The organism is Streptomyces sp. CBMA29, from assembly GCF_014596445.1.
GTDB lineage: Bacteria > Actinomycetota > Actinomycetes > Streptomycetales > Streptomycetaceae > Actinacidiphila.
In genome coordinates, this window is sequence record NZ_MECL01000198.1 from 43,142 (window position 1) to 61,459 (window position 18,318).

16 protein-coding genes are annotated in these 18,318 nt (G+C 71.8%); 3 read left to right on the top strand and 13 right to left on the bottom strand.

Features of this window, described 5'->3' with window-relative positions; all coding sequences use genetic code 11:
* Positions 1 to 28: 28 nt before the first annotated feature.
* The 8 genes from BGM09_RS26660 to BGM09_RS26695 form a co-directional block, all read right to left on the bottom strand.
* Positions 29 to 889 carry an enoyl-CoA hydratase/isomerase family protein gene (locus tag BGM09_RS26660; RefSeq protein ID WP_188284251.1) on the bottom strand — a complete coding sequence of 287 codons (861 nt, stop codon included), beginning with the start codon at positions 887 to 889 and terminating at the stop codon, positions 29 to 31.
* Positions 886 to 1,617: an enoyl-CoA hydratase/isomerase family protein gene (locus tag BGM09_RS26665; protein WP_188284252.1), complete on the bottom strand. Its 732-nt coding sequence runs from the start codon at positions 1,615 to 1,617 to the stop codon at positions 886 to 888. Before BGM09_RS26665 ends, BGM09_RS26660 begins: the two co-directional genes overlap by 4 nt.
* Positions 1,614 to 2,519: an enoyl-CoA hydratase/isomerase family protein gene (locus BGM09_RS26670; RefSeq protein WP_188284253.1), complete on the bottom strand. Its 906-nt coding sequence runs from the start codon at positions 2,517 to 2,519 to the stop codon at positions 1,614 to 1,616. Before BGM09_RS26670 ends, BGM09_RS26665 begins: the two co-directional genes overlap by 4 nt.
* Positions 2,516 to 3,856, bottom strand: a complete 1,341-nt coding sequence (locus BGM09_RS26675; protein WP_188284254.1) for a CaiB/BaiF CoA transferase family protein — start codon at positions 3,854 to 3,856, stop codon at positions 2,516 to 2,518. Before BGM09_RS26675 ends, BGM09_RS26670 begins: the two co-directional genes overlap by 4 nt.
* Positions 3,853 to 6,039: an acetate--CoA ligase family protein gene (locus BGM09_RS26680; protein ID WP_188284255.1), complete on the bottom strand. Its 2,187-nt coding sequence runs from the start codon at positions 6,037 to 6,039 to the stop codon at positions 3,853 to 3,855. The genes BGM09_RS26675 and BGM09_RS26680 overlap by 4 nt, the downstream gene beginning before the upstream one ends.
* 161 nt (positions 6,040 to 6,200) lie before the next feature.
* On the bottom strand, positions 6,201 to 6,923 hold the full coding sequence (locus BGM09_RS26685; protein WP_188284256.1) for an ABC transporter ATP-binding protein: 723 nt from the start codon (positions 6,921 to 6,923) through the stop codon (positions 6,201 to 6,203).
* Entirely contained in the window at positions 6,920 to 8,827 is a 1,908-nt protein-coding gene (locus tag BGM09_RS26690; protein WP_188284257.1) for an ABC transporter permease subunit, read from the bottom strand. The genes BGM09_RS26685 and BGM09_RS26690 overlap by 4 nt, the downstream gene beginning before the upstream one ends.
* Positions 8,824 to 9,687 (bottom strand): branched-chain amino acid ABC transporter permease, encoded by an 864-nt coding sequence (locus BGM09_RS26695; RefSeq protein WP_188284258.1) that lies wholly within the window; start codon positions 9,685 to 9,687, stop codon positions 8,824 to 8,826. Before BGM09_RS26695 ends, BGM09_RS26690 begins: the two co-directional genes overlap by 4 nt.
* A gap of 191 nt (positions 9,688 to 9,878) precedes the next feature.
* On the opposite strand from BGM09_RS26695, the gene BGM09_RS26700 reads away from it, so the two are divergent.
* From BGM09_RS26700 to BGM09_RS26710, 3 genes are read left to right on the top strand one after another with little or no spacing between them, the layout of a single operon-like run.
* Positions 9,879 to 10,388, top strand: a complete 510-nt coding sequence (locus tag BGM09_RS26700) for a VOC family protein (RefSeq protein WP_188284259.1) — start codon at positions 9,879 to 9,881, stop codon at positions 10,386 to 10,388.
* Complete coding sequence (locus BGM09_RS26705) at positions 10,385 to 11,623, top strand: CoA transferase (RefSeq protein WP_188284260.1); 1,239 nt, start codon at positions 10,385 to 10,387, stop codon at positions 11,621 to 11,623. Before BGM09_RS26700 ends, BGM09_RS26705 begins: the two co-directional genes overlap by 4 nt.
* Positions 11,620 to 12,408: a hypothetical protein gene (locus tag BGM09_RS26710; protein WP_188284261.1), complete on the top strand. Its 789-nt coding sequence runs from the start codon at positions 11,620 to 11,622 to the stop codon at positions 12,406 to 12,408. Before BGM09_RS26705 ends, BGM09_RS26710 begins: the two co-directional genes overlap by 4 nt.
* Here the strand turns inward: BGM09_RS26710 and BGM09_RS26715 are convergent.
* The 5 genes from BGM09_RS26715 to BGM09_RS26735 all read right to left on the bottom strand — a co-directional run bounded on the left by BGM09_RS26715 (position 12,355) and on the right by BGM09_RS26735 (position 18,306).
* On the bottom strand, positions 12,355 to 13,746 hold the full coding sequence (locus tag BGM09_RS26715; protein ID WP_188284262.1) for an MFS transporter: 1,392 nt from the start codon (positions 13,744 to 13,746) through the stop codon (positions 12,355 to 12,357). The genes BGM09_RS26710 and BGM09_RS26715 overlap by 54 nt on opposite strands.
* 83 nt (positions 13,747 to 13,829) lie before the next feature.
* On the bottom strand, positions 13,830 to 15,074 hold the full coding sequence (locus tag BGM09_RS26720; protein ID WP_188284263.1) for a cytochrome P450: 1,245 nt from the start codon (positions 15,072 to 15,074) through the stop codon (positions 13,830 to 13,832).
* Positions 15,074 to 15,931 carry an SDR family NAD(P)-dependent oxidoreductase gene (locus tag BGM09_RS26725; protein WP_223187642.1) on the bottom strand — a complete coding sequence of 286 codons (858 nt, stop codon included), beginning with the start codon at positions 15,929 to 15,931 and terminating at the stop codon, positions 15,074 to 15,076. Before BGM09_RS26725 ends, BGM09_RS26720 begins: the two co-directional genes overlap by 1 nt.
* Before the next feature lie 79 nt (positions 15,932 to 16,010).
* Complete coding sequence (locus BGM09_RS26730) at positions 16,011 to 17,282, bottom strand: cytochrome P450 (protein ID WP_188284264.1); 1,272 nt, start codon at positions 17,280 to 17,282, stop codon at positions 16,011 to 16,013.
* Between the two features lie 31 nt (positions 17,283 to 17,313).
* Positions 17,314 to 18,306, bottom strand: coding sequence for an MDR family NADP-dependent oxidoreductase (locus BGM09_RS26735; protein WP_188284265.1), 993 nt, complete (start codon positions 18,304 to 18,306; stop codon positions 17,314 to 17,316).
* Positions 18,307 to 18,318: the final 12 nt, after the last annotated feature.

The window sequence follows — 18,318 nt, forward strand, 5'->3', positions numbered from 1 at the left end:
GTCAGCGGGCACCGGCCGTGAGTGCCGGTCAGCGGATCTCGACCTCCTCGCGTGAGCGCGCCAGGGCCGCCTCCGCGCCCTCGCGACGCACCTCCCGCAGGAAGTTGAACTCGCCCGGCTGGAAGTGGATGTTGCTCAGCGAAGCGCCGACGACGGTGGTCGCGGCGAACGAGAGCCCGACGCCCAGCTTCTCCAGCGAGGCGAAGACGGCGTACTTCTCGGTGACGATGCCGTCCCGCATGATCGACGCGCACACGGCGGCCAGCTCCGCCGCCCCCCGGGGCGCGTCCTCGGCGACGCGGTCGACCAGACCGTAGTCGAGCGCGGTCGGCGCCGACCAGGCGACGTTGCAGTACATCAACTCCTTGGCCCGCTTCAGCCCGACCGTCGCGAACAGCAGCGACATGTCGCCGTCCACCCCGACGTTGTGCCACCGGGGGGAGCCGAAGGTCGCGTCCTCGCCCGCGACCACCAGGTCCGCGCAGAGCACCAGGTAGAGGCCGGTGTCCCAGCAGCGGCCACGCGCCTCGACGACCGTCACCTTCCGGCAGTGCAGCAGCCGTTGGTACAGGCCCGTACTCCCCCACCACGCCTCGTCCAGCGCGATCAGCCGTGCCCGCTGGCTCGGGTGCTTGCGCACCGATCCGCCGGGCGCCTGCGCGTACTGGTCCCAGGCGTCGGCCGGGTCCCAGCCCGCGCACAGGTCGTCGCCCTCGCCGCGGATCAGGACGGCCTTCACGTCGTCGTCCCGGTCGATGTCCGCGAGGTGGGCCGCGAACTGCTCGGCCATGGCACGGGTCATGAGGTTGCCCGTCGCGGGGCGCCGTACGGTGATGGTCGCGATGTGGTTCTCGTGGTCCTTGCCCAGTTCAACCCGGCCCTCGCTCATGCGCTCTCCTCCGTGAGACCGGACCCGACCGCCGCGCGGTGGATCGCGTAGTGGTCGGCCAGGTCGAACTCCCGGCCCACGCCGTGCGCGTCGTAGACGGCCTGCTGGAGCATCTTCGACATCGTCATGCCGTCCAGCGGCATGCCGATGACGGCGGCGGTCATCGACACGACCTCCGCGCGGAGTTGGCCGTCCGGGACGACCCGGTTGACCAGCCCGATCCGCCCGGCGGTGGCCGCGTCGTGGACGGTCCCCCTGAGCAGCCACGACTTGGCGCGGTTGAGCCGGACCGTCAGCGCGGCCAGGACGAAATTCGCCTCGGGCACGTCGAGGAAGGGCGAGCCGAACACGGCGTCCTCGCTCGCGACGGCCAGGTCGGCGCAGAGCAGAAGCGCGGTGCCCGCCCCGTGACACGCCCCGCGGACCTCGGCGATCACGACCTTCTTCGCGAAGCAGGTGGCCTGGTAGACCGCGGTCGACGCGGCGAAGGCGCGGTGCCAGGTGGTCGGCGCCTCGGCCGCGGACGGGAATCCGGTGGCCGCCTGCGGCGCGAAGTCGGGCCCCGTGGTGCGCAGGACGATCGCCTTGACATGGTCGTCGTCCGACGCCTCGACGACGGCCGCGGCCAACTCGTCGGCGAAGGCGGGGTCGTGGGCCGTCAGCGGGGCGAAGCTCTCCACCTCGATGTACGCGCGGCCGTCGGCCACGCGGAGGTCGACGGCCCTCATCCCTTCACCCCCAGGCGGGGGTCGGCCGCGCCTTTGCGTTTCTTGTCGGCGTCCAGCGCGCCACCGACGCCGACGTCCCTCGCGGTCTTCCAGAAGTCCATCTCGTCCGGGCCCGACTGGAGGAAGTGCGAGACCAACAGCCCGGTGATCGAGGGGACGCTGGTGTCCATCGCGCCCTCGGCGGCGCGCAGCCGCGACTTCAGGTACAGCAGGTGGCCGGGGGGCCGGGCGGCGAGGCCGGCCGCGATCGTCCCGGTGGCCGCGGCGAGTTCGGCGGCCGGGGTGACGGTGTCGACGAGGCCGAGGTGGTGCGCCTCGGTCCCGCTCATCGGCATCGCGGTGAACCCGGTGCGGCGGGCGGCCTTCATGCCCAGGATGCGGTTGATGTGCACGCTGGCGACCGCGCCCGCCGGACCCAGGAAGCGCGCTTCGAGCGCGCCGATCCTGGTGTCCTCGGCGGCCGTCACCACGTCGGCCTTGCACGCGATCATGAAGTACGCCGCCGCCGCGCAGTAGCCGTGCAGTTGGGCGACGGTGACCTTCGGCGAGCGGGAGATCGCCTGGCTGAAGCCCAGCCGGCCCCACGCCATGTCCGCGCCGTACCGGTAGCCGACCGTCAGGGTGCGGCGCCGCTCGTGCGGCCGCTTCTGGCCCCACTGCTCGTTGATCTCGTTGCCGCTGCAGAACGACTTCCCGTTGCCCCGGATCACGATGACCCGCACCGTCGGGTCGTCCCCGGCCCGCGCCATCAGCTCGATGACGCGGTCGCGCATGGGCACGCTCATGGCGTTGTGCTTCTCCGGCCGGTTCAGCGTCAGATACGCGATGCCGGACGCCGGGTCGGCGTCGTACAGCACCTGTTCCGCCGCGGCGGCGATGCTCTCCGGGGTTCCGTACTTCACGCCTTGCCCACCTCTTCCGTTGCTCGGGGCGATTCCGTTGCTCGGGGCGATTCCGATAGCGCGTGCGCCGGCCGTGCCTGCTCGACCACGCCGTCCGCGACGAGCGCGTCGATACGGTCCTGCGGGACGCCGAGGCGCGCGAGGACGTCGCGGGTGTCGGCGCCCAGTTCAGGTGTCCAGTCGCCGACCCGTGCGGGGGTGGCGCTGAGCAGGAACGGGTTGCCGACGGTGCGCACGGTCCCCCAGGTCGCGTCCCGCTGCTCGACGACGAAGCCGTTCGCGAGGACGTCGGGGTCGCGGGCGGCCTCGACGAAGGTGTTGACGGGAGCGACCGGCACGCCGTTGTCCCGCATCCGCTCGACCCAGGTGTCCCGGTCGGCGGTCAGGAAGATCTCCTCCAGGACCGGCTCCAGGACGTCGCGGTGCCGCTCTCGGATCCTGCTCTTCTCGAACCGCGGATCGTCACGCAGACCGGGCCGGCCCAGGGCCTCGGTCAGCCCGTGCCACACCTTCTGGTCGGTGGCGCCGATGACGATCCAGCGGTCGTCCCCGCAGCGGAACGCGCCCGAGGTCGACGTCACGCGGCCCTGTGTGCGCCGCACCTCGTCGCCGTGCAGCGCGATGGTGACCTCGGCGGTGTGCATGGCCAGGCAGGAGCCGACGAGCGAGCCGTCCACGCGCTGGCCGCGCCCGGTGCGTTCCTTGGCCAGGAGCGCGGTCAGGATGCCCATCGCGAGGAAGACGGCACCGGCCGAGTCGGCCATGCCGCGGCTGGCGAGCCGGGGCGCCCCGTCCGGGGTGCGGACGAAGTCCGAGAGGCCGGAGACGGCCTGCGCGACCATGTCGAACATCGGCTCCTTGGCGCGCGGGCCCAGCGGGCCGTAGCCGGACGCGGCGGCGTAGACGATGCCCGGGTTCTCCTGGCGCAGGGTGTCGTAGCCCAGGCCCAGTTTCTCCATGACGCCGAGCCGGAAGTTCTCCACGACGACGTCGCACTCGCGGGCCAGGGCCTTGACGATGTCCCGGCCCTCGGGGGTGGTGATGTCGACGGCGACCGACTTCTTGCCGCGGTTGAGGCCGGTGAAGAACCCGGCGTATCCGTCCGGGGCCTGGCGCAGCCGCCGGTCCCACTCGCCGCCCGGCCGCTCCACCTTGACGACCTCCGCGCCGAGGTCGGCGAGGATGCGGGTCGCGTAGGGGCCCTGGAGGAAGCGGGTGAGGTCGAGGACCTTGATCCCGTCGAGGGCTCCTGCGGGGAGTTCGGGCGCGGCGGGCGCGGGCGCGGTGTCCGGCGTGACCGCAGGCGCGGCCCCGCGCTCCATGTCCGGGGCGGTCATGCGTCCTCCCCCACCGTGGCCGTGACGAGTACGTCGAGCGCTTCGACCCGACTGCCGTTGACGCGCAGGGGGTTGACCTCCAGGGTGTCCAGGCTCGGTCCGACCGACAGGGCGGCCCGGCTGATCGCCACGATCGCCTCGCTCAGCGCGTCGAGGTCGGCGGCGGTGCTGCCGCGCGCGCCGTGCAGCAGGGCGGCGCCCTTCAACTCCTCCAGCATCCGGCGCACTTCGCGGGCGTCGACGGGCAGTACGCGCAGGCTGGTGTCCTTCATGACCTCCACCCAGATGCCGCCGAGGCCCACCGCGAGCACCGGTCCGAAGGTCGGGTCGACCGTGACGCCGACGAGGAGTTCCTGTCCCGGCTCCCGCATCGGTGAGACGAGCACACCGCGCAGGTCGGCGCCGGGGACGTTCCGCGCCACCGTCGCCATGATCGCGTCGTAGGCCGTCGCCGCGGCTCCGGCGCCCTCGACGCCGAGGACGACTCCGCCGACGTCGGACTTGTGCGCGACGGCCCGCGAGCAGATCTTCATCGCCACCGGGCCGCCGGCCTTGGCCGCCGCGCCCGCCGCCTCGGCCGCCGAGTGGACGAGCACGGCGGGGACGATCGGCACACCGGCCGCCTCCAGCAGGGCCCGCCCCTCGTCCTCCGCCCAGGTGCGGGCCGTCGGCCCGCACCCGACCGCGGCGGCCGGCACTTCCCCCGTCCCGCTCGCCGTGGCCCGGAGCGCGTCGCGCTGCTCGACCCACCGGGCCACATGCCCGAGGGACGTGATCGCGAGGTCGACGCCGGGCAGCAGGAAGAGGTTGTTCTCGGAGAGCAGCGACAGGGCGTACGGCGAGATGTCCAGGCAGGTGTTGGACGAGAGGAAGACCGGTACGGGCGAGGCGGCCACGATCTCGCCGATGATCTTCATCCGGCTCTCGATGAACGTCGGGTCCTCGGGGCGCTCGTCCGGCAGCGGCGTCATCATCGAGAACATGAAGTCGATGCCGGAGTCCTCGACCGCGATCTCCATGAGGTCGTCCTCGGCCTTCGTCGGCCGGGGTCTGGCGCGGGCGTGGCCGAAGCCGGTGGTGTCGAGGGGGTTGAGGATCGAGGCGAACTCCGGCAGGTGCGCGGCCAGTTTGGCGCCGGTGTCCTCCTGCCAGCCGGGCAGGGCCAGGTCGTTGACCGAGGCGAGGTCGGCGATGATGTTGCAGCCGCCGCCCGACGAGGTCACGACGCCCATGCGGCGGCCGTCCGGGAGCCGCGGGCTGTAGCCGAACACCCCGGCGGTCGCGACCAGTTCCTCGACGCTCTCGACGCGGACCATGCCCGCCTGCCGGAACGCCGCGTCCGCGACGGCGTCGTCGGTGGCCACGGCGCCGGTGTGCGCCATGGCGGAGCGCATGCCCTCCTCGCTCCGCCCGGCCTTGTAGACCACGATCGGCTTGCCCGCCCGCAGCGCCTTCGTGCCGAGTTCGAAGAGCCGGTCCGGCTCGCGCACGGTCTCCAGGAACAGGGCGATGGCGCGGGTGCTCTCGTCCTCTATCAGGTAGTCGAGGACGTCCAGGCTGGTCAGTACGGCCGAGTTGCCCACCGACGCCCACAGCGTCGAGCCCACTCCGTGCGCCTGCGCGAACTGATACGTCGCCCGCGCCATCGAACCGCTCTCGAAGACGGCGCCGACCGGACCGGCCACGGGTGCGGACTCGGTGGCGACGGCCCAGGGCACCACCCCGTCCACCGCGTTGATGAACCCGATGGTGTTGGGCCCCATGAGCGTCAGGTCGAGATCCACCGCGCTCTGCGCCAGCCGCCGCTGCCGGTCGCGTCCGTCGGCTCCGGACTCCCCGTATCCGGAGGCGAGGATGACCGCGTTCTTGATACCCGCCGCGGCGGCGTCCTCCAAGATGGCGTCGACCCGGCTCGGGCCGACCATGATGTAGGCCATGTCGACGGGCTTTTCGAGGTCCCGCAGCGTCGAGACGGTGGGTTTGCCGAACACCTCGTCGTACTTGGGATGGACGAAGCGCACGTCCCGCACCCCGCCGCCGAGTTCGAGGGCGTTGAGGAGATTGCGCGCCCAACTGGAGCTCGGCGATGCTCCCACGACCGCGATACTGCGGGCGCCGAAGAAGCGGCGCAGCCTGTCCGGCTCGACGATCGAGCGTCGTGCCGCGTAGTCAACGGTGAGCATGGGGCGTAACTCCTCGGGAGTCGGGCGATGGGAATCGGACCGTGGTATTCGGGCGGGGGCGTCGGGCGAGGGGTGTCGGGAGAGGGAAGCCGGGCAATTTATTTAGCCACGTAAAGTATCGTACATGGCCCTGCGGCCTGACACCTGGGCGATCCGGCCGCTCAGCCGAAATAGGCGGCGTTGAGCTCGGCTCCCCGGAGGGAGGACGGCGTGCCGGTGGCGGCGATCCGGCCGTCGCGCAGGACGATCAGCCGTTCGCTGGCCCTGGCCAGGCGGTCGCTGTTCTGCTCGACGACCAGCATCGAGATGCCCTCGGCCTGGAGCGCCCGCAGGGACGCGTAGATCTTCTCGATCACGACCGGGGCGAGACCCAGCGACGGCTCGTCCAGGAGCAGCAGTCTGGGCCGCTGGATGACGGCGCGGGCCAGGGAGAGCATCTGCTGCTCCCCGCCGGAGAGCAGGCCCGCGAGCTGCGTGCGGCGTTCCGCCAGGATCGGGAACAACTCGTAGACCAGGGCCTGCTTTTCGGCGATGGCGCGCCGCACGGCGCGCCTGCTCAGCCGCATCGCGGAGATCTGGAGATTCTCCTCGACCGTGAGCGGGCGCAGAACGCGGTGCCCCTCCGGCACGATGACGATCCCCTTGCGGACGCTGGCGGCCGTCGAGGACCCGTTCATCCGCTCGCCCTGGAACGAGACCTCACCCGACCGGGGCTTGAGGCCGCCGCTGAGAGCGCGCATCAGGGTCGTCTTGCCGGCGCCGTTCATCCCGACCAGGCCGAGCAGTTCGCCCTCGGCGAGGGTGAAGGAGACGTCGTGGAGTACGGGTTGGTGGTCGCCGTAGCCGGCCGTCAGGCCGGTCACGTCGAGAAGCGGCGTGCTCATCCGGGAACCCCCAGGTAGGCGGAGATGACCTCTTGCTGTGCGAAGACCTCGTCGGGCGGGCCCTCCGCGATGACCTGGCCGTGGTCCAGGACATAGACGCGGTCGCAGGCGCTGGTGATCAGCGGCAGATTGTGGTCGACCAGGACCACCCCGAGGTCGCGGGCGCCGAGGGCGCGTACGGTCGCGGCGATCTCCTGGCGTTCGAACTCGGTGAGTCCCGCGCCGGGTTCGTCCAGCAGCAGGAACGCCGGGTCGAGCATCAGATTGCGGGCGATCTCGACCAGGCGGAGCACGCCGTACGGCTGGTCCGCTGCCAGGCTCCGGGCGCGGTCGGCGAGGGCGAGGTCGGTGAGCAGGGTCATCGCCCGGTCGCGTCCGGCCAGCGCCTGCTTGCGGGCGGCCGGGCTCAGCAGCGACTGGCGGAGCCAGCCGACCTTGCCGATGCCGTCCCCGGCGAGCATGACGTTCTCCAGCAGGGTCAGTTCGGGGATGACCTTCGGGCTCTGGAACGTCCTGCCGATGCCCGCCCGTACGAGGTTCTGCGCGGGCGTGCCGAGGATCTCGTCGTCGCCGAGGCGGACCGAGCCGGTCGCCCGGACGTCCCCGGTGATCGCGTTCAGGAGCGTGGTCTTGCCCGCGCCGTTGGGGCCGATGAGCCCGATGACCTCACCGGTCGCGAAGGAGAGCGAGACGTCGTTGACCGCGGTGTTGCCGCCGAAGGCGACCGACACTCCGCGCACCTCGACCCGTGCGTCCCGGTGCACGGCCCTGACCGAGTCCGCGAGGCGGTGGGTCACCTGGATCACCGTCTCAGTGACGGCGACACCCGGGTCCTGCGGCTCCAACTCACCGGTGGGTTCGGCCGCTTCGTCCGGCCGTCGGCGTCCGCGCAGCCACTTCACGAGGTTGTCCAGGCCGCCCGCGATGCCGCCGCGGGTGAGCACGACGAGCACCAGGATGCCCACGCCGTAGACCAGGTCCTGGGCCTGGCTGGTGGCCAGCGACAGCTCGTCCATCACCAGGATGGCGACGACGCCGAACACCGGGCCGAGGAAGTAGCCGCTACCGCCGAGGATCGCGGCGAGCAGCAGCGCGACCAGGCGGGTGAAGCTGAAGGTCTCCAGGTCGATCACGAGCTGGAAGTGGGCGAAGAGCACCCCGGCGAGTCCGGCGAGGCCGCCGGAGATCGCGAAGGCGACCAGCCGCGTCGAGTCGGGCGAGACCCCCACCGAGGCGAGGACGCGCGGCCCCTCGCGCAGCGCGGTCAGTTTGCGCCGCATCGCCGACAGGTGGATGCGCAGGACGAGTTCGTACGTGAGCCACGCGAAGAACGCGGCGAGCCAGTAGTACGAGAGATAGCCGCTGATGAGCTGGTGACCGAAGAACGTGGGCAGCGGAATCGAGTAGATGCCGATCGTGCCGCCGCTGAACTCGTGCCAGTTCACCATGACTTCGGCGAGCGCGAGCGCGAAGGCGAGCGTCTGGATGGCGAGGAACAGCTCGTTGAGCCCCCGGGTGGGAACCGCCACGAGAACGGAGAGCACGGTGGTGACCGCCACGGAGATCACCAGCGCGGGCCAGAACGGCATTCCGAACCGGACTTCGAGATAGACGCTGGTGAAGGCGCCGACGCCATAGGTGATGACGACCGAGAGATTGAAGATGCCCGCGTAGCCGTAGACGATGTTGAAAGCCGTCGTGAGGATGTACGCGATGACTCCGGCCGACGCCAGGTGGACGTAGTAGTCGTTGCCGCTGGCGATGAGTCCGACGAGCACCAGGACCAGTGGGCCCGCGACGTGTTTGGCCCAGACCGAGGTCAGTGCCCCGCGGATTCCTTCGGGTTTCTTCGGGGCGCCGCTCACCTCGCGCCGTGCGGCCTTGTCCAGTCCGATGGTGCTCATACGCGCTCAGCCGTTCCGCGGAAGGTGAACAGCCCTGTCGGCCGCACGAGCAGCACCAGGGACAGGATCACGAAGAGTGAGGTCAGGTGGTAACTGGCGGCGATGTGCTGGTCGGTGAAGGTCATCACGAAGCCGGCCACGACGGCGCCGCCCACCGCGCCGAAGAGACTTCCGAGGCCGCCGATGACGGCGCCGACCAGGCTCAGCACGAGGAGGGTGGGCGCGACGTCGACCGAGACGCTGCCGAGCGATGCCTGGAAGATGCCGCCGATGACCAGGCAGGCACCCGAGACCACCCAGGCGAGCAGTTCGAACCGCATCGTGCGGACGCCGTAGACCTGCGCCAGTTCGTGGTCGAAGGAGACGGCGGACAGGTGGTGCCCGATGAGCGTCCGGTCGAACAGGAACCACATCACGAGCAGCAGGAGGAGCGACAGGCCGATGACCAGCAGCCGTTGCTTGGAGGTCTCGTAGCTGCCGATCGCGACGGACCCGTGGATCCAGGGCTGCACGATGGAGGGCTCGCCGCCGAACCACGTGCGGGTCAGGAAGTTGAGCAGGAGTCCGAAGCCGAGGGTGGCGAGGGTGAGGCCGATGACCGGCACCTTCTTGCGCTGCGCGGGCACGATCGCGATCGCGTAGCAGGCGGCGCCCAGGACACCGCCGACCACGATCGTCAGGCCGACGCCGAGGCCGCTGTTGCCCGCTCCCCAGGACGCGCACGCGGCGCCGGCGAAGACGCAGAAGTTGCCCGCGCCGAAGTTGACGACGCCGCTCACACGGAACACCAGACTCACCGCCAGGACCAGCGGAATCAGCACCGCCGCCTGCGAGAGGCCGGTCACGACCAGCGAGATCATTGCGCACTCCCTTGTGCCCAGGAACGGTCCGCACCAGAATCTTTCACATGGCTAACTGGTATGAGACTGAGGTCGCGGATCACCCCTGTCAAGGGGTCGTCGGAAACCTTCCGCGTCGGCCGCGGTCGGCACTGCCGGATTTACTTAGCATGATGTAACGTTCGTCGCCCGACCACAGAGAGGGGCCTTTCATGAGCACCGAGCCGCTGCTCCGGCTCTACCACACCGGCATGATCGTGGACAGCCTCGACAAGGCGATGGCGGCCATGGGCGACGCCCTGCGCCTGGACTGGGCACCGCCGCTGACCTCGACGGTTCCGCTGGAGTGCCCCGACGGCGTCGTCGGGCGCGAGGTCCGCTTCACCTACTCGCTCCAGGGCCCGCACTTCATCGAACTGCTGGAGCAGATCGACCCGGCGCCGTACCTCAACGTGACGGGCGGGCGCAGGGTCCACCACCTCGGCTACTACACCGACGACCTGCGCGCGGCGGCGGCGGCGCTGGAGGCCAGGGGATACCGGCGCGAGCTGAACGGCGTCGCCGAGGACGGCGGCATCGGCCGCGCCACCTTCCACTACAACCCCGAGTCCCCCGGCATGTGGATCGAGTTGGTCTCGCACGAGGTGGCCGAGCAGATCGACGGCTGGATCGCCGAGGCCGCCGCCGCCAAGAACATCCCGTACGTCTCCCCGTTCGCATGAGCGGGCCGCTGACCGGACTCCACGTCCTCGACCTGTCGACGTACGTCGCGGGCCCCTCGGCGACGATGACGCTCGCCCAACTCGGCGCGGACGTCGTACGGGTGGACCCAGTCGGCGGCGCCACGGACACCCGGCGGCTGCCGCGCGGCGCGGACGGCACCAGCCTGTACTGGGCAGGACTGAACAAGGGCAAGCGCTCGGTCGAGGTCGATCTGCGGTCGGAGTCCGGGCGCGACGTGGTCCGCTCACTGCTGGCCGCCCCCGGCGGCGGCCACGGGCTGCTGGTCACCAACGCGGTCGGCCAGTCGTGGCTCGACTACGAGGAACTGCGCCGCGTCAGGCCCGATGTCATCGTCGCCCATATCGGGGGCCGCGGCGACGGGCGGCCGGCCGTCGACTACACGATCAACTCCGAGGTGGGCCTGCCCTGGCTCACCGGGCCGGTGGACTCCTCGCTCCCGGTCAACCACGTCCTGCCCGCCTGGGACCTGCTCACCGGTCTGCACGTGGCGCTGGCCCTGCTGGCGGCGCACACCGAACGCGCCGCCACCGGCCGCGGCCGGCTCGTCGAGGTCGGCCTCGCCGACGTGGCCGCCGCGACCATGGCCCACCTCGGCTTCGTCGCCGACGCGGTGGTGAACGGCGCGGGGCGGCTGCGCGACGGCAACTACCTCTACGGCAGCTACGGTTGCGACTTCGCGACCGGCGACGGCCGCCGGGTGATGGTCGTCGCCCTGACCGCCAGGCACTGGGACAAGCTCGTCGCACTGACCGGCACACGTACCGTCCTCGACAGCCTTCAGCGCACGCTCGGCGCGGACTTCGGCGACGAGGCGGCGCGGTACGAGCACCGGGACCTGATCTCGGCGATCCTCGCGCCGTGGTTCTCCGCGCACACCCACGCCGAGGCCGTGGCCGCGCTCGACGCCGGGCACGTCCTGTGGGGCGACTACCGGACCGTCGGCGAATTCGTCCGCGATCCGCTCGTGACCGCCAACAGCCTGTTCCACCAGGTGGATCAGCCGGGCGTCGGCTCCTTCCCCGTACCGGGTCCGGTCACGCGGTCGGCCGGGTGGGGGCAGGACACACCCGCCCCCGCGCCCCGGCTCGGCGCCGACAACGACGCGGTCCTGCGCGAGTGGTCGCGGACGCCTGCCGAAAACCCGACCGCCGAAGACCCGACCGCCGAAGACCCGACCGCCGAAGACCCGCGAGCCGAAAGCCGCCCGATATGAGCACCGACCGGCTCTTCCTCACCTTCACGCACCTCAGCGACGCCGCCCGGCACGCCGAGTACAACGCGTGGCACCAGCTCGACCACCTGCCGGAGAACGCGCTGCTCCCCGGCGTCGCCTGGGGGGACCGCTGGGTCCGCACCCCGCGGTGCGCGGCGGCCGGTCATGTCGGCGACGGCGCCTACGCACCCGTCCAGTACGCGGTCGCCTACGGGTTCCGCGCCCCGCTGGAGTCCGCGCTGCGGGAGTGGACCGACCTCAACCAGCGCGCGCTGTGGTGGGGCCGGCGCCCCGAACTGACCTGGACCGAACGACGGCCGGTCGGCTTCTTCCACCCGGTCAAGCAGTACGCGGCCCCGCGCGTCCTCGTCGCGGCGGCGGCGCTCCCGCACCGCCCGCACCGGGGCGTTCACCTCACGCTGTCCAGGACGGCCGCTCCCACCGAGCCCGCGGGCGCCGCCCGTTTCGCCGCGCTGGACCGGGAGTCGATCCCGGCGGTGCTCGCGGTGCCCGGCGTCGCGGGCGCGGCGACGTACCGGTTCGCCGAGAGCGCGGGCGGGTTCGGGTCACCGGCCGGGAGCGCCGACGACGGCCTGACGGTGCGCGTGCTGTATCTCGACGGCGACGTCCTGGAGACAAGCGCCCGGGTCGAGGACGCGCGGCCCGACTGGATCGGGCGGAGCAGCGCGCCCGGCGACGCGGAGCACGTCCTGCTGAGCACCCCGATGCTGTCAATCCGCCCGTGGGAGTGGGACTGGTTCGACGGCGGCCGGCCGCGGCCGTGACCCGCGCGCGCGGCGGCTCGGCACACAGCAACTGACCACGACCGAGGCCGCGCAGGTGGCGGCGCAGGCGAGCGCGGCCCAGGTCAGCCCGGTCGTCGTCGCCTCACCCGCCGGTCCGTGGGCCGCGCCGATCAGCGCCGCGGTGACCGCGCTGCCCACCGCCCCGCCGACCGCCCGCAGCAGGATGTTGACGCTGGTGGCGCTGCCGGTCTCGCCCGGTTCGACCGAGTCGACGATGAGGCCGGGCAGTGTCCCGAAGGTCGCCCCCGCTCCCCAGGACGTCAGGACGACCGCCGCCACCAGCAGCGCCAGATGCCCGTCGACCTCGATCAGCATCAGCGGCCCGAGCGCGCCGACGACGCCTCCCGACGCCAGTGCGACCCGTCGGCCCCTGGCCCGCGCCAGCGCCGTCGCGGTGCGGCTGCTCAGGTAGTTGCACAGCGCGATGGGGACCATCACCACACCGATCGCGCTGAGGCTGAGCCCCACGCCGTACCGGGTGTCGCGGGAGGCGAGACCGATCCGGGTGATGAGGACGGGGGTGTTGTACAGGCTCACGCCCATCAGCAGGCCGGTGAGGTGCGCCGCGAGCACGTCGCGCCGGGCGAAGAGCCGCAGTTGCACCAAGGGGTGGGCGGCGCGCAGTTCGAGCCGGATCCACCACAGCGACAGGCCGAGGGCGGCACCTCCGAGGAGGAGCACCCCGGCGCTCGTCCAGCCCCAGGAGTTGCCCTGGCTGACGGCCAGCAGCGCGCACGCCGTGGCGGCGATCAGGACCACCGCGCCCGGCACGTCCAGCGGCGCGTCGCGGCCCACCGGCGCCGTTCGCGGCAGACCGACGGCCACCGCGAGCGTGACGAGCAGCGCGAGCAGCGTGGCGCCGCCGTAGGCCGCCCGCAGGCCGAAGTGGTCGGCCACGAAGGTCGTGAGCGGGTAGGCCGCCCCGGCGCCGAGCGCCGTGGTGATCGACAGCAGCGCGACCAGCCGGGCCGTCGCGGGACCGCGGTACAGGTCGCGGGCGCACGCGATGGTCATCGCCACCAGCGCCACCGCGATGCCCTGGAGCGCGCGACCCGCCAGGAAGACCCCGAAGTGGGTCCCGGCGGCGGAGACCGCGCATCCGAGGGTGACCAGCGCGCACACCACGACCATCGCGGGTCTTCGCCGCCGCCCGTCGGCGAGCCGGCCGAGCAGCGGGGTGAGGGTGGCGCCGACGAGCAGGGTGATCGTGTACGACCACTGGGACGCCTCGGTGCCGACGCCGAAGGTCTGCTGGACCTGCGGCACGAGCGGGGCGCCGAGGGTGACGACCGCCGCCGAGACCAGGGCGGCGGACACCAGGAGCGCCGACAGGGCGCGCCCGCTCGCCCCCGGACCCGGACCCAGATCCAGACCCGGCCCCGCCCCCGGCGGCCGGTCGTTCAGAGGGTCACCGTCAGCCGGTCCACCGACCGCATCTTCAGGCCCGACCACGCGGGCTCGAACCCGTCGGCCAGGCGCATGCCGGGGAACCGGTCGAGCAGGACGTTGGAGGCCATCTCCAGCTCGGACTTGGCGAGCATCGCGCCGAGGCAGAAGTGCCGCCCGGAGCCGAAGGCGAACGTGTCACCGGCCGCGGTGAAGGTCTTGGTGTGGTCGAGGTCGGGCCGGTGGAAGTCGAAGGTGTCCGGATCGGAGAACCGGTCCTCGTCGCGGTTGGCCGAGGCCATGAGCAGCATCACCAGGGTGCCCGCGGGCAGCAGGGTGCCCTTGACCTCGACGTCCTGGGCGATCTTGCGGCCGTTCATCTGGGACGGCGGGCTGATCCGCAGGGTCTCGCTGATCGCGGGGATGACCTGCGAGCGGTCGTCCCGTACCTCCTCGAACAGCGTCCGCTCGCGCAGCAGATAGGCGAACATACTGGCCAGCGCCTTGCCCGTGGTCTCGGACCCGGCGTTGAGCAACTGCGTGACGTGGGTGAGGATCTCCAGGTCGTCCAGGCGCTCACCGTCGATCTCGGCGGTGATCAGCCCGGAGACGAGGTCGTCGCCGAGGTTCGAACGGCGGTCCTCGACCACGGGGGCGAGGTACTCCCACAGTTCCCTGGTGGCCCGGCGGCCGAGTTCGTCGATCTCCGGATCGCGGGCGAGGTTGCCGAGGAAGGCCACGTGCCTGCTGTACCAGTCGAAGAACCGGTCGTAGTCGCTGTGCGGCAGCCCGAGCATGTCGGTGATCACGTAGACCGGCAGGTAGTAGCCGAAGTCGGCCAGCAGGTCGACGGTGTCGCCCGGCTGGAAGCCGCGGGTGATGTGCGCGGACGCCGACGCGACGGAGCGGTCCAGGATCGTCGCGACATTGCGCGCGATGACCGGCGCCCACTTCTCCAGGCCCTTGCCGCGGAAGTACGGCGTGACCAGGGCCTTCTTGCGGCTGTGTTCGGCGCCGTCCATCTGGAGCATCGAGCGGCCGAAGACGGGCTGGAGGCTGACCTCGTAGTTCTGGGTGGAGAACAGCGGGTTGCGGTAGGCGGCTCCGACGTCGGCGTGCTTGCTGATCAGGTAGCCGCGGTAGCCGTCGTCCCAGTGCACGGGGGCCTCGGCCCGCAGCCGCCGGTAGAAGGCGTCGGGGTCGGCCGCGACCTCGGAGGAGAGGAATCCGGGCAGCGTCCCTGCGGTGGTGTCGGTCATCACGACGTCGCCTCCTGCGCGATCTCGTCGAGTCGGTATCCGGGTGTGCCCCCCGTGAGCGGCATGACGGTCAGCGACAGGCCGCCGTCGACGGGCAGGTCCACGCCGGTGACATGCCCGGCGCGCGGACCCGCGAGGTAGAGCACGGCCTCGGCGATGTCCTCGGCCCGCGCGATCTTCCGCATGGGGGAGACCGCTTCGCGGTAGCGCCGGTTCGCCGCGGCGGCCTTGTCCTCCGCGTCGCCGAACGACCTGCGGGTGAGGCCGGTGTCCGTCGGGCCGGGCGAGACGCAGTTGGCCCGGATCCCGTACCGGCCCCATTCCACCGCCATCTGCTGGACCATCATCTTCAGCGCCGCCTTGCTCGCGCTGTACATGCCGAGCGGCGGTGTCGGATGGGTCGCGGAGATCGACGCCGTGGCGACGATCGCACCGCGCGACTCGCGCAGGGCGGGGAACGCCGCCCGCGCCAGCAGGAAGGTCGCACGGGTGTTGACGTCGAACGTGCGCTGAAAGGTCTCCAGGCTGAGGTCTTCGAGCGGGTCGGCCAAGCTGATCCCGGCGTTGCTCACGAGGGCGTCGAGGCCGCCGAAGGCGGAGACGGCCTCTTCCACCGCCTTGCCGACCGCCGCCGGATCGCTCAGGTCGACGGCCAGCGGCAGGCATACGGCGCCGGTCCCCCGGAGTTCGGCCGCGACCGCCTCGATGGCCCCGGCGTCGCGGTCGAGCAGCGCGAGACGCGCCTGCCCGGCTCCTTCGCTCTCGGCCGCGCGCGCGGCCAGGGTCGCCACCGCACGTCCGATCCCACTGCCCGCGCCCGTGATGAGGTAGCGCACCGGAACCTCCCGATCATTCATTTAGCGATGTGAAATAACACGATAGAAGTGCTGCCCGCCACCGTCAAGGCACGGGATCGGTCGCCGTCACGGCATCTGATCAGCCCAGCAGTCGGACCGGCATGGCCAGCGGCGTACGCAGCGAACGGCCGCCCCAGCGCAGGTCGGCCTCGACCGGTCGCGCGCCGGGGAACCTGCGCGCGATCGTGCCGAACAGCGCCGTCGCCTCCATCCGCGCCAGACCGGCCCCCAGGCAGAAGTGCGGCCCGAGGCCGAGCGAGACGTGCGCGCGGCTGTCGGAGCGCGCGATGTCCAGCTCGTCCGGCCGCGCGAAGACCGCGGGGTCCCGGTTGGCCGCGGCGAGCACGCCGATGACGGTGTCGCCCGCCTCGACCGCGACGCCGTCGATCTCCCGCCCCTCCTTCGCGACGTACGGCAGGAAGTGCGCGGGCGTGACGAAGCGCAGCAGCTCCTCCACCGCCGCCGGGACCCGCTCGGGCTCCGCGACGAGCAGGTCCCACTGGTCCGGGTGGCGGAGCAGTTCGAGCAGCCCGATGGCCAGCAGATTGCTGGTCGTCTCGTGTCCCGCGAAGATCATCAGCGCCATCATGGCCATCGCCTCCTCGTGGGAGACCGCGCCGCTGTTCTCCGAGTCCAGCAGCGCGGCCACGAGGCCGGTCTCGGAGCCGCTGGCCCGCTGGCGCGCCACGAGCACGTCGATGTACGTCATCAGGTGCCGGTACGCCTCGTCGGCCTCGACCGCCGCCTTCTCGGAGTCGGCGTTGAACTTGTTCTCGGCGATCTTCTGGGCCCACGAGTGGACCATGTCGAGGTCGTCGATCGGGATGCCCAGGAGGTCGCCGAGCACCTGGAGGGGCAGGGAGTACGCGAACTTCTTGAAGTCGGCCTCCCCGCCGCCCGCCGCCAGCGCGGTCAGATTGCGGTCGACCCGTTCGCTGACCCTGTCCTGCATCTCGCGGGCCAGATTGCGCGCCGAGAACGGCGGCTGGACCGCCCGCCGCACCCGCGGGTGGTCCGGCGGATCCATCCGCACCAACTGGTGGAACTCCTGGTCGAGGACCCGGCCGAAGGCGGCGCTGCCGTGCGGGCCGAACTCCCGCTTCGCGCGCTCGTAGCGCGCGGAGGTCTTCGTGCCCTGACGGCTGTAGAGGATGTTGTTGTCCCCGAGCAGTTGGTGCACGTGCTCGTGCCGGCTCAGGATCACCACGTCGCCCTGCTTCCAGACGGGGATCTCCTCGCGGAGCCTGTTCCAGGTGGGGTACGGGTCCGCGAGTCTGCCGCCGTCCCCGGCCAACAGGGCGCGTACGTCGTCCCGCAGGGCCTCCGTACCCGCGCTCGTACCGCTGCTCATGCCCGTACCTCCGCTCGTTCCGGCACCGCTCTCACTCCCGCACCGCTACGACGAGCTTGCCGACGACGTGGCCGGTGAGCAGGTCGGCGAAGGCCGGGCCCGCGGCGGCCAGGCCCGGCGCCAGGTGGATCTCCTGGTCGAGGGCTCCCGAGGCGATCATGTCCGCGAGCGCCCGGCGCGCGTCGGCGTTCTCGGCGGCGAAGTCGGCCGCACGGAAACCCTGGACGGTCAGTGAACGGGTCACCAGCCGGAACCAGTTGTCCAGCGGCAGCGGCGGGACCACCGCCTCGCCGATGCCGGACATCTGCCCGCACAGGGCGACGCGGCCGAGCGGTCGCAGCCGCTCGACCAGCCGCGCGGACGTCTCGCCCCACACGTTGTCGAAGACCGCGTGCAGCCCTTCGGGCGCCCAGCGGTCGACCTCGGCGGCCCAGTCCGCGGCCCGGCGGTCGACGGCGTTGATGCCGAGCCGCTTGAGGCCGTGCGCCTTGTCGGGGCCGCCCACGACGCCGAGGACGTCGGCGCCGCTCGCGGCAATGAGCTGCGCGGCGACCTGGCCCACTCCCCCGAAGGCGCCGGTCACGACGATCTTCTCGCCCTGGAGCGGGCGGAGCACCCGCCGTACCCCGAAGTAGGCGGTCAGACCGGTCAGGCCGAGCAGTCCGACCGCGTGATGGAGGGCCACGCCGTCCGGAGCGTCGTACCGTTCGGCGCTCGCGGCCGGGACGCAGACCGTGGTGGCCCAGGCGCCCGGCGCGGTCACCGTGTCCCCGACGGCGAACGCGTCGCTCCGGGACTGCACGACGGTGCCGACGACTCCGGCGGGCGGCACGAAACCGGCGCCCTCCGACCGGAGCCGGATGCGCTGCGAGGGATCGAGGGAGGCGTACCGGACCTCGACGACGATCTCGCCGCCGGCCGCCGGGGGCAGTTCCCGTTCGGCCACCTCGAACGAACCGGCGGTGAGGGGTTCCGCGCCGTCGTGGGTGAGGCGGGCTTCGTGTGTGGTGACCGACCCTGCCATGGGGCCCCTTTC